Consider the following 8,746-nt stretch of genomic DNA (forward strand, 5'->3'; position numbering starts at 1 on the left):
AAGGCGCGAACAACAAGCCGGCCGAATTCGTGGTCGAGCGGGCGTTCGTCGGCTAACAACACAGCGTATTTGATCACAACGCGCATTCCGGCGTCAGACGGCGCCGGAATGCCTGTGGCAATCAATCCAGCTTTCCCGAAAATTTCAACGATCACACGTGCGCCTATTAAGCCCGGCTTAACACTCGGTTTGTAAAATGAACTTGCCCGCTTAAAAAGTAGGCCCACGTTATTAACCAAACATGAGCAGAAGCACTCAGGTGGTGACATGATCAAGGGATGGGAACGATTCGGGACTGGCATGGGATCGTATAGACCGTACGCCGATAACGTCGAAGAAGACGACGACGATGCGCTGGTTTTCATGGATGAGGATTCCGACATCGAAGACGATGTCGAATTCGACACGGAAGAACAGATGCCCTGGCGCATTCTCATCGTCGATGACGATGCCGATGTGCATCAGTCGACGCTTTTCGCCCTCGGCGGAGAGGTCCTGCTTGGACGCCCGCTGCATTTTCACCACGCATATTCCGGCACAGAGGCAATCGACGTTCTGAGCAAATGCGACGGTATCTCGATCATCCTGCTTGATGTGGTGATGGAGACACCGGACGCCGGCCTCAGGGTTGCGCATCAGATCCGGGAGGAACTCGGTCAGAACGATGTCCGGATTGTCCTGCGCACGGGCCAGCCGGGCCTGCTTTCAGAGCGGGAAGCCAGGGAAAATAACGAAATCAATCGCTATGTCCTGAAATCGCAGATCACCCGGTCAATGCTGATGGATGTGGTGACATCGGAGCTTCTCGAGTATCTAGGAACCGATGCCTGACGGCTGAATAAAAGCCTCATCAACAAACCTCAAAAGCCGCAGAATTCCGGGTGAAAAAACCCTGTCGAAACCGGCACCGGTGGTGGTTTTTCAGCCTGCCTAAAATCTTCGCACTTGCGAAATACCCAGATAAATTGCTCTAATTTCGAACAATGGGAGCAAGCAACAACGATTATGACGAGATGTTCGGCAGCGGAGGTGATATCCGCGAGCCGTATCGCGAGTATTATGACTGGGTCAATTCAGAGGATCCGGGTCAGCTACTCAGAAAGTCGGCAGAGGCGGAGACTTTCTTCCGCCGCACCGGCATCACCTTCAACGTCTATGGCGACGCGGAAAACACGGAGCGGCTGATCCCGTTCGATGTTGTTCCCCGCATCCTGTCGGCCTGGCAATGGTCGAAATTGGCGCGCGGTATCGAACAGCGCGTGCGGGCCATCAACGCGTTCCTCTACGATCTCTATCATCAGCAGGAAATCATCAAGGCCGGGCGCATTCCGGAACGGCTGATCTCGGAGAACAGCGCCTTCGAGCCGAAGATGATCGGCGTCAATCCGCCGGGTGGCGTTTACACGCATATCGTCGGGATCGATCTGGTGCGCACCGAGGATAATGAATTCTTCGTGCTGGAAGACAACGCCCGCACCCCCTCCGGCGTCTCCTATATGCTGGAGAACCGGGAAACCATGATGCAGATGTTCCCGGAGCTGTTTTCCCGCATTCCGGTGCAGAATGTCGGCGACTATCCGAAGAACCTGCGGCGCACCCTCGCCCGTTCCGCGCCGAACGCCTGCGATGGCCGGCCGACCATCGCGGTGCTCACCCCCGGCATCCACAATTCCGCCTATTTCGAGCATTCCTTCCTCGCCGACCAGATGGGCGCTGAATTGGTCGAGGGACATGATCTCCGCGTGATCGATGGCCGTGTCGCCATGCGCACCACACGCGGCTATGAGCCGATCGACGTGATTTACCGGCGGGTCGATGACGAGTATCTCGACCCGATGAATTTCAACCCGGATTCAATGCTGGGCGTCCCGGGCATTCTGGATGTCTACAGATCCGGTGGCATCACCATCGCGAACGCGCCCGGCACCGGCGTTGCGGACGACAAGGCCGTCTATTCCTACATGCCCGAGATCGTCGAGTTCTATACAGGCGAAGCACCTATCCTGAAGAATGTCGACACATGGCGGTGCAGCGAGCCGGACTCGCTCGCCTATGTGCTGGACAATCTGGAAGAGCTGGTGGTCAAGGAAGTACACGGCTCCGGCGGTTACGGCATGCTGATCGGCCCGACCGCCAGCAAGCGCGAGGTTGCCCGCTTCCGCAAACTGCTGAAATCCAGACCGGAAAACTACATCGCCCAACCGACCCTGGCATTATCCACGGTTCCAATCCTGACCAAGGCCGGTCTTGCACCGCGCCATGTCGATCTCCGCCCGTTCGTTCTGGTCTCTCCCGACCGGATCGACATCACGCCCGGCGGCCTCACCCGTGTGGCCCTGAAAAAGGGATCACTGGTGGTGAATTCCAGCCAGGGCGGCGGGACCAAGGACACCTGGGTGCTGGAGGACTGATGCTCGGAAAATCCGCAGGCGGCCTGTTCTGGATGTTCCGCTACCTGGAGCGCAGCGAAAACCTCGCGCGTCTTCTGGAAGCCGGCTTCCGCATCGCCCTCACCCGTTCCAGCGCAGCGACCAGCGAATGGCAATCCGTGATCGCCACCGCCGGTGTGACCGAAGGCTTCATGGCCCGCCACAGCGAATATAATGCGCCGAACGTTGTCGATTTTCTGCTCCGTGACCGGGAAAACACCTCCAGTGTCCGCTATGTCATCGAACAGGCCCGGACCAATGCCAGGCTGGTGCGCACCGCGCTGACCCGCGAGGTCTGGGAGGCGACGAACGAATGCTGGATGGTACTGGATCAGGTCCTGCAGCGCCCGATACGGGAGCGGGACCTGCCTTCCGTTCTCGCCACCATCAAACAGCAAAGCACCCTGGTGCGCGGCACGCTTGTCGGCACCATGTTGCGGAACGATATCTATAATTTCGCCCGCCTCGGCACCTTCATCGAACGGACGGACAACACGGCCCGGATTCTGGACGTTAAATATTACGTCCTGCTGCCGTCGCTTTCCCATATCGGCTCATCACTGGACAATGTGCAGTGGGAGACGATCTTGCGCTCCGTCTCGGCAAACCGCTCCTATCGCTGGCTGAACGGCGAGGATATCAATCCGACCAGTATCGCCGATTTCCTGATCCTCGACTGCTCGATGCCCCGTTCCATCGCCCATTGCATGGAAGAGATCGTGGACAATCTGGACCAGCTCTCGGAACGCTATGGCGAACGCAGTATATGTGCGGACCAGGCAAAGGATATGTTCAGCAAGCTGGACAGACGCCCCATTGACTCTATCCTAGCGTCGGGGCTGCACGAGTTTCTGAAAGGTTTCATTCAGGATACCGGACAACTCAGCGGCCAAATCGAACAAGATTATAGATTCTATAGCTGATCATGCGCCTCAGGATCTCACACAGAACGAGCTATCATTACGATACGCCCGTTCATTTCGCACTCCAGCAGCTTCGCAAGACGCCGCGTTCATCGCCTATGCAGTCAATTGTGTCCTGGAACATGAGCCTCGAAGGCGCCAAGCAGGAACTCAGCTTCTCGGACCAGCATACCAATCACGTTATTCTGACCAGTATCGAGCCTGGCCAGACCGAGATGACGATCATGTGCGAAGGCGAGATCGATACTCACGAGACCCACGGCGTGCTTGGCTTTGAAGTGCAGTATGCACCGCTCTGGTATTACCGCCGGGAAACCCCCATGACGACGGTCGGACCCGAATTGCGAAAACTGCTGAAAGCTCTCCCGCATGAGGATTCCGAGCTTTCCCAGATGCACGCGCTGTCCGCCCTGATTCGCGACCGTGTCGCCTATGAAACCGGCCAGACCGAGGTGACGACAACGGCCGAAGAATCTCTCAAGGCAGGCCATGGCGTTTGCCAGGACCATACCCATATCTTTATCGCCGCGGCCCGCGAGATCGGGTTCCCGGCCCGCTATATCAGCGGTTATCTTATGATGGACGACAGGATTGATCAGGATGCGGCGCATGCTTGGGCGGAAGTCTTTCTGGCCGATATCGGCTGGGTTGGCTTTGACGTCTCGAATGTCATCTCGCCGGATGAACGATATGTTCGTGTCGCCTCGGGTTTGGATTATAAAGAAGCGGCACCTGTGTCCGGGATGCGTTTCGGTGACAGCGCCGAATCCTTCTCCGTCAGCCTGCAGGTGGAACAACAGTAACCGCACGTTCGGAGCACACTAAAAGAATGACCTACTGCGTCGGCCTTCGGCTGGAGAAGGGTCTCGTGTTCATGTCGGACACCCGCACCAATTCGGGTGTCGATAACATCTCCCAGTTCAAGAAGCTGTTCACCTGGTCGAAACCCGGTGAGCGGGTAATTACCATGATGACCGCCGGCAATCTGGCGACGACACAAACGGTCGTCAGCCTGCTTGACGAGCGCACCAAGGCACCGGAAGACCGCAGCCCGTCGATCCTGGACGCCCCGTCCATGTTCGATGTCGCCCGCCAGGTCGGCGAGCTGCTGCGCGATGTCATCCGCACCGCCTCGCCCACCGGAGAGCGCGCGGATTCCACATTCGATGCGACCATCATGCTCGGCGGCCAGATCCGCGGCGGCGGCGCCCGCCTGTTCCTGATCTATCCGGAAGGCAACTTCCTGGAAGCCTCCACCGACACGCCGTTCTTCCAGATCGGCGAGACAAAATACGGCCGCCCGATCATCCTGCGCGCGTTCGAGCCGACGATGACCTATGAGCAGGCCGTCAAGCTCCTGCTCGTCTCCTTCGACTCGACATTGAAGGCCAACCTGTCCGTCGGCCTGCCGCTGGATTTGATGACCTACCAGGAAGACAGCTTCGAGGTCGGGCATGAACGCCGGATCACCGCCGAGGATCCGTATTACGTCGCGATTTCACAAGGCTGGGGCGATGCTTTGAAAAGCGCCTTCAAGGCCCTGCCGGACTTTCACTTCTGAAATCATCTCAGAGATGCGTCAGCACATTCACTAACCGCCCCTCTGGATCGCGCAGATAGAACCGGCGGACGCCCCATGGCTCGTCCGCCGGACCATATTCGATCTCGTAACCGGCGGCCCTCACCTTTTCCAGCATCCCGTCGAGATCCTCCACCTCGACGGAGATGTCCGGGACCGGTGCGCCCGAGCCCCCTTCCCGCATCAGGCTGAACTGCACCCGCATCTGCTCTTCCGAGCCAAGGGTGGCAATCCAGCCGAGATCCATCTTCAACTCGAGATCAAACAGATCACGATAGAACTTCGCGGTCGCGGCCACGTCCGGGACCTCGAGATTTGCGACGATCCGTTTGACGGTCATGCCCCTCTCTCCTCACTCCATCCACTCAATCGTGTCACCCGGCCGGATAACGCCGCCTTCGACGATCTCGCAATTGAGGCCGGAGCGGTTCAGCAGCAGCTTGAACAGCTTCTTGCCGAGCAGGTCATCCAGATATTTGCAGGGCGTGTTCAGCCGTCCGCCAAAAAGCACCACACTGCCAACCTTGAAACGCTTCCCGACGAGATGGTTGAGCGGCACGCCCGTAACCGTGAGGTTCCGGCGGCTTTCAACCGGAGTGAGTTCCATGTTGTGATCCCGCGCCAACGCTTCGAGCGTCTCGCTTTCGATCAGGGTCACTTGCCGGTCGGGAGCCGGTTTGTCCGAATAAGTCCCGGTCCCGAGGAAATAACGATCCCCCTCGATCCCCTTCCCGGCAACAAGCTCTGCTTCCCGCAGCTCGGTCATCGCATCGGCGCCTTTGGCACAGATGTGAATGTGATCCAGACGGCCCTTCCAGTACATGCGCATGCTCCCCAACATATTTGCGGAAACGGTAGCATGGAATCACCCCGTGCCGTTATCCCGGCCACCGAGCCGGGACCTTTATGATCGAAGAACTGTTGTAATCTTCGGGAGGTCCCGGCTCGGTGGCCGGGATAACGCTGAAAGATGAGCATGGAAAAACCGCCGCCCGTTACCGGGCGGCGGTTCACCTTGTTCAGGTCGGGGCGCGATCAGGCTGACTTGAAGCCCTTGTCGAACGGCAGCGTACGCACCCGCTGGCCTGTCGCCCGGAACACCGCGTTGCCGACAGCGGGGCCAATAGGCGGAACGCCGGGCTCGCCGATACCGGTCGGGCGCTCGGTGCTGGGCACGATATGCACCTCCACTTTCGGCATCCGGTCGATGCGGAGCGGCAGATAGGTATCGTAGTTCCCCTGATCCACCTCTCCGTCCGTCAATGTCAGTTCTTCCTGAAGAACCGAGCCAAGTCCGAAACCGACACCGCCTTCGACCTGCGCCTTGATCACATCCGGATTGATCGGCGTGCCGACATCCACGGCAGCAACCACCCGGTGCACGATCACATCGCCATCCTCGACCGAGACTTCGGCCAGCTCGGCGACATAGGAGCTGAAGCTCTCATGCACAGCCACGCCCCAGTGATGTCCCTCCGGCAACGGCTTGCCCCAGTCGGCCTTTTCCGCCGCCAGCTTCAGGACACCCGCATGACGCGGATGGTCCTTCAAGAGGTCGAGCCGGAACTGAACCTGGTCGGCACCGATCTCGGCGATCACCTCATCCAGGAACATTTCGGTCGCATAGGCTGTGTGGGTCGAGCCCACGGACCGCCACCAGAGCACCGGCACCCCGACATCCGTTGTGGTCAATCCGACGCCGAGGTTGGGAATGGCGTATGGCAGGGTAGAGGAGCCCTCGACGGAGGTAACGTCGACGCCATCCTTGATCAGCCCGGCGAAAGGACCGCCTGCAACGATGGACTGGCCGACAATATGGTTGTCCCAGGCAACCAGCTTGCCGTCCGCATCGATCCCGGCCCGCAGGCGATGGACATAGGCCGGACGGTAGCGGCCGCCCCGCGTGTCGTTCTCGCGGGTCCACTGTACCTTCACCGGCGCCTTCCAGCCAATCGCCTTGCCGATATTGACCGCTTCGAGGATCACATCCGCGTCCGGTGTTGCCCGCCGGCCAAAACCGCCGCCGGTCTTCATGATGTGCATGCGGACCTTCGACGGATCCAGACCGGCGGCCTTGGCGGCCATCTGCTGGTAGAGATCCGGCATCTGGTGGCCGCCCCAAATTTCCAGGTCGCCATCCGCATTCATGTGAACCGCCGCGTTCAGCGGCTCCATGGCGGCATGGGCGAGATACGGAAACTCATAGGTCGCTTCCAGCACCTTCGCGGCAGAGGCAAGGGCCGCTTCCGGTTCGCCATCCGTCCGGGCAATCGCCGTCGGTTTCCTGGTCACCAGATCATGATATTCAGCCATGATCTGCGCCGATCCGCGCGTCTCCGCCTTGCTTTCGTCCCACTCCACGGTGACAAGGTCGCGCCCCTTCAGGGCAGACCACATGTCCGTCGCCACCACCGCAACACCGCGATCGATGGCCACTACGTCGGTGACGCCTTTCACCGCCTTGGCTTCATCCGCATCGAAACTGGCAACCGTCGCGCCGAATTTCGGCGGGTGGATCATCACGGCAGTCAGCATGCCCGGCAGTTTCACGTCGATGGTGAAATCCTGCTCACCCCTGGTCTTGCCAACCCGGTCGAAACGCTTCAGCTCCGGATTGCCGATCTCCGTCCATTCGGACCGGTCTTTCAGCGCGATCGTATCCGGGATCGTCAGATTTGAAGCCGCTTTCGCGAAGGCGCCGAAACCGGCGGATTTACCGGAACCCGCATGGGCAATGGCGCCCTTGCTGACGGTGACTTCGGAAGCCGGAACGCCCCATTCCTGCGCGGCGGCCTCGACCAGCATCATCCGTGCGGCGGCACCGGCCTTGCGGTACCGGTCCCAGGAAGACGCCATTGAGGTGGACCCGCCGGAGCCCTGGAACCCGCCGCCCCACATGACATTGCCGTAATGGGTGACATTGCCGGACGCGCCCACGACTTTCACCTGACTCCAGTCCGCGCCCAGCTCTTCCAGAACCAGCGTGGCGATGCCGTGATAGGAGCCCTGCCCCATATCGAACTGGGAGGAGTAAATGGTGACGCTGTCGTCTTCGGAAATCGCGATATAGGCGGCGAGGTCGCCGCCCTGTTTGGACGGTTCAGTCGCCGCGAGACCGGCCAGCGGCCGGTAACCGATCGCCAGGCCCGCCGAGGTGGCGGCAGCGGACAGCAGAAAACCGCGACGGGAAACCGGCTCGGCCTTTACCCGTTCGGCAAGTGCGTTGAGCTTATGGACCAGCATCGATCAGGCCTCCAGACGGTCGGCGGCGACATGGATCGCGGCGCGAATGCGTTGGTAGGTGGCGCAGCGGCAGAGATTACCGCTCATCGCCGCGTCGATATCGTCATCCGTCGGCTTCGGCGTTTCCGCCAGCAGCGCGGCGGCGGACATGATCTGCCCGGACTGGCAATAGCCGCATTGCGGCACGTCCAGCTCCGCCCAGACCGTCTGCACGGTCTCGGCAACCTTGCCGGAGACGCCTTCGATTGTGGTGACTTTCGCCCCTTCGATATCGCCAAGAAATGTCTGGCAGGAGCGCACCGGCTCGCCATCCACATGCACGGTGCAGGCCCCGCATTGCGCCAGACCGCAGCCGAATTTCGTTCCGGTCAGACCGGCATGGTCACGGATCGCCCATAGCAACGGGGTATCCGCGTCGGCATCGAGCTGATGCTCGGTGCCGTTCAGATTAAGTGTGATCATTTTTCAGCTCTCCCACACGCGCGAAAGCTCGCCGGCGCATCCCCGCGCCGCTTTCGTCGCCGTTGGAAAAGAAATGGGTGCAGTTGCGAAAAAGACATCCGCCCTTGAAC

General features: G+C 59.9%; 9 protein-coding genes. 5 read left to right on the forward strand and 4 right to left on the reverse strand.

Annotation, left to right across the window (positions count from 1 at the left end):
- Positions 1-300 precede the first annotated feature (300 nt).
- The 5 genes from AAC126_RS20640 (at position 301) to AAC126_RS20660 (ending at position 4,913) form a co-directional block, all read left to right on the forward strand.
- Positions 301-831, forward strand: a complete 531-nt coding sequence (locus tag AAC126_RS20640; protein WP_339857096.1) for a hypothetical protein — start codon at positions 301-303, stop codon at positions 829-831.
- Between the two features lie 152 nt (positions 832-983).
- On the forward strand, positions 984-2,411 hold the full coding sequence (locus AAC126_RS20645; RefSeq protein ID WP_339857098.1) for a circularly permuted type 2 ATP-grasp protein: 1,428 nt from the start codon (positions 984-986) through the stop codon (positions 2,409-2,411).
- Entirely contained in the window at positions 2,411-3,352 is a 942-nt protein-coding gene (locus tag AAC126_RS20650; protein ID WP_339857100.1) for an alpha-E domain-containing protein, read from the forward strand. Before AAC126_RS20645 ends, AAC126_RS20650 begins: the two co-directional genes overlap by 1 nt.
- A 2-nt stretch (positions 3,353-3,354) precedes the next feature.
- On the forward strand, positions 3,355-4,155 hold the full coding sequence (locus AAC126_RS20655) for a transglutaminase family protein (RefSeq protein WP_339857101.1): 801 nt from the start codon (positions 3,355-3,357) through the stop codon (positions 4,153-4,155).
- 26 nt (positions 4,156-4,181) lie between these two features.
- Positions 4,182-4,913: a proteasome-type protease gene (locus AAC126_RS20660; protein ID WP_339857102.1), complete on the forward strand. Its 732-nt coding sequence runs from the start codon at positions 4,182-4,184 to the stop codon at positions 4,911-4,913.
- 7 nt (positions 4,914-4,920) lie between these two features.
- Here the strand turns inward: AAC126_RS20660 and AAC126_RS20665 are convergent, their stop codons facing one another.
- The 4 genes from AAC126_RS20665 to AAC126_RS20680 all read right to left on the reverse strand — a co-directional run bounded on the left by AAC126_RS20665 (position 4,921) and on the right by AAC126_RS20680 (position 8,636).
- Entirely contained in the window at positions 4,921-5,271 is a 351-nt protein-coding gene (locus AAC126_RS20665; RefSeq protein WP_339857103.1) for a VOC family protein, read from the reverse strand.
- 12 nt (positions 5,272-5,283) lie between these two features.
- Positions 5,284-5,754: an MOSC domain-containing protein gene (locus tag AAC126_RS20670; protein ID WP_339857105.1), complete on the reverse strand. Its 471-nt coding sequence runs from the start codon at positions 5,752-5,754 to the stop codon at positions 5,284-5,286.
- 212 nt (positions 5,755-5,966) lie between these two features.
- Positions 5,967-8,174, reverse strand: coding sequence for a xanthine dehydrogenase family protein molybdopterin-binding subunit (locus AAC126_RS20675; RefSeq protein ID WP_339857106.1), 2,208 nt, complete (start codon positions 8,172-8,174; stop codon positions 5,967-5,969).
- A gap of 3 nt (positions 8,175-8,177) precedes the next feature.
- On the reverse strand, positions 8,178-8,636 hold the full coding sequence (locus tag AAC126_RS20680; protein WP_339857107.1) for a (2Fe-2S)-binding protein: 459 nt from the start codon (positions 8,634-8,636) through the stop codon (positions 8,178-8,180).
- Positions 8,637-8,746 lie beyond the last annotated feature (110 nt).

It is taken from the genome of uncultured Nisaea sp. (assembly GCF_963974195.1).
In the GTDB taxonomy this organism is placed as follows: Bacteria; Pseudomonadota; Alphaproteobacteria; order Thalassobaculales; family Thalassobaculaceae; genus Nisaea.

Bases quoted from the DNA above. Each gene is read 5' to 3' on its own strand.
- AAC126_RS20680 (WP_339857107.1), bottom strand. From the start codon at position 8,636: ATGATCACACTTAATCTGAACGGCACCGAGCATCAGCTCGATGCCGAC.
- AAC126_RS20675 (WP_339857106.1), bottom strand. From the start codon at position 8,174: ATGCTGGTCCATAAGCTCAACGCACTTGCCGAACGGGTAAAGGCCGAG.
- AAC126_RS20650 (WP_339857100.1), top strand. From the start codon at position 2,411: ATGCTCGGAAAATCCGCAGGCGGCCTGTTCTGGATGTTCCGCTACCTG.
- AAC126_RS20660 (WP_339857102.1), top strand. From the start codon at position 4,182: ATGACCTACTGCGTCGGCCTTCGGCTGGAGAAGGGTCTCGTGTTCATG.
- AAC126_RS20665 (WP_339857103.1), bottom strand. From the start codon at position 5,271: ATGACCGTCAAACGGATCGTCGCAAATCTCGAGGTCCCGGACGTGGCC.
- AAC126_RS20645 (WP_339857098.1), top strand. From the start codon at position 984: ATGGGAGCAAGCAACAACGATTATGACGAGATGTTCGGCAGCGGAGGT.
- AAC126_RS20640 (WP_339857096.1), top strand. From the start codon at position 301: ATGGGATCGTATAGACCGTACGCCGATAACGTCGAAGAAGACGACGAC.
- AAC126_RS20655 (WP_339857101.1), top strand. From the start codon at position 3,355: ATGCGCCTCAGGATCTCACACAGAACGAGCTATCATTACGATACGCCC.
- AAC126_RS20670 (WP_339857105.1), bottom strand. From the start codon at position 5,754: ATGTACTGGAAGGGCCGTCTGGATCACATTCACATCTGTGCCAAAGGC.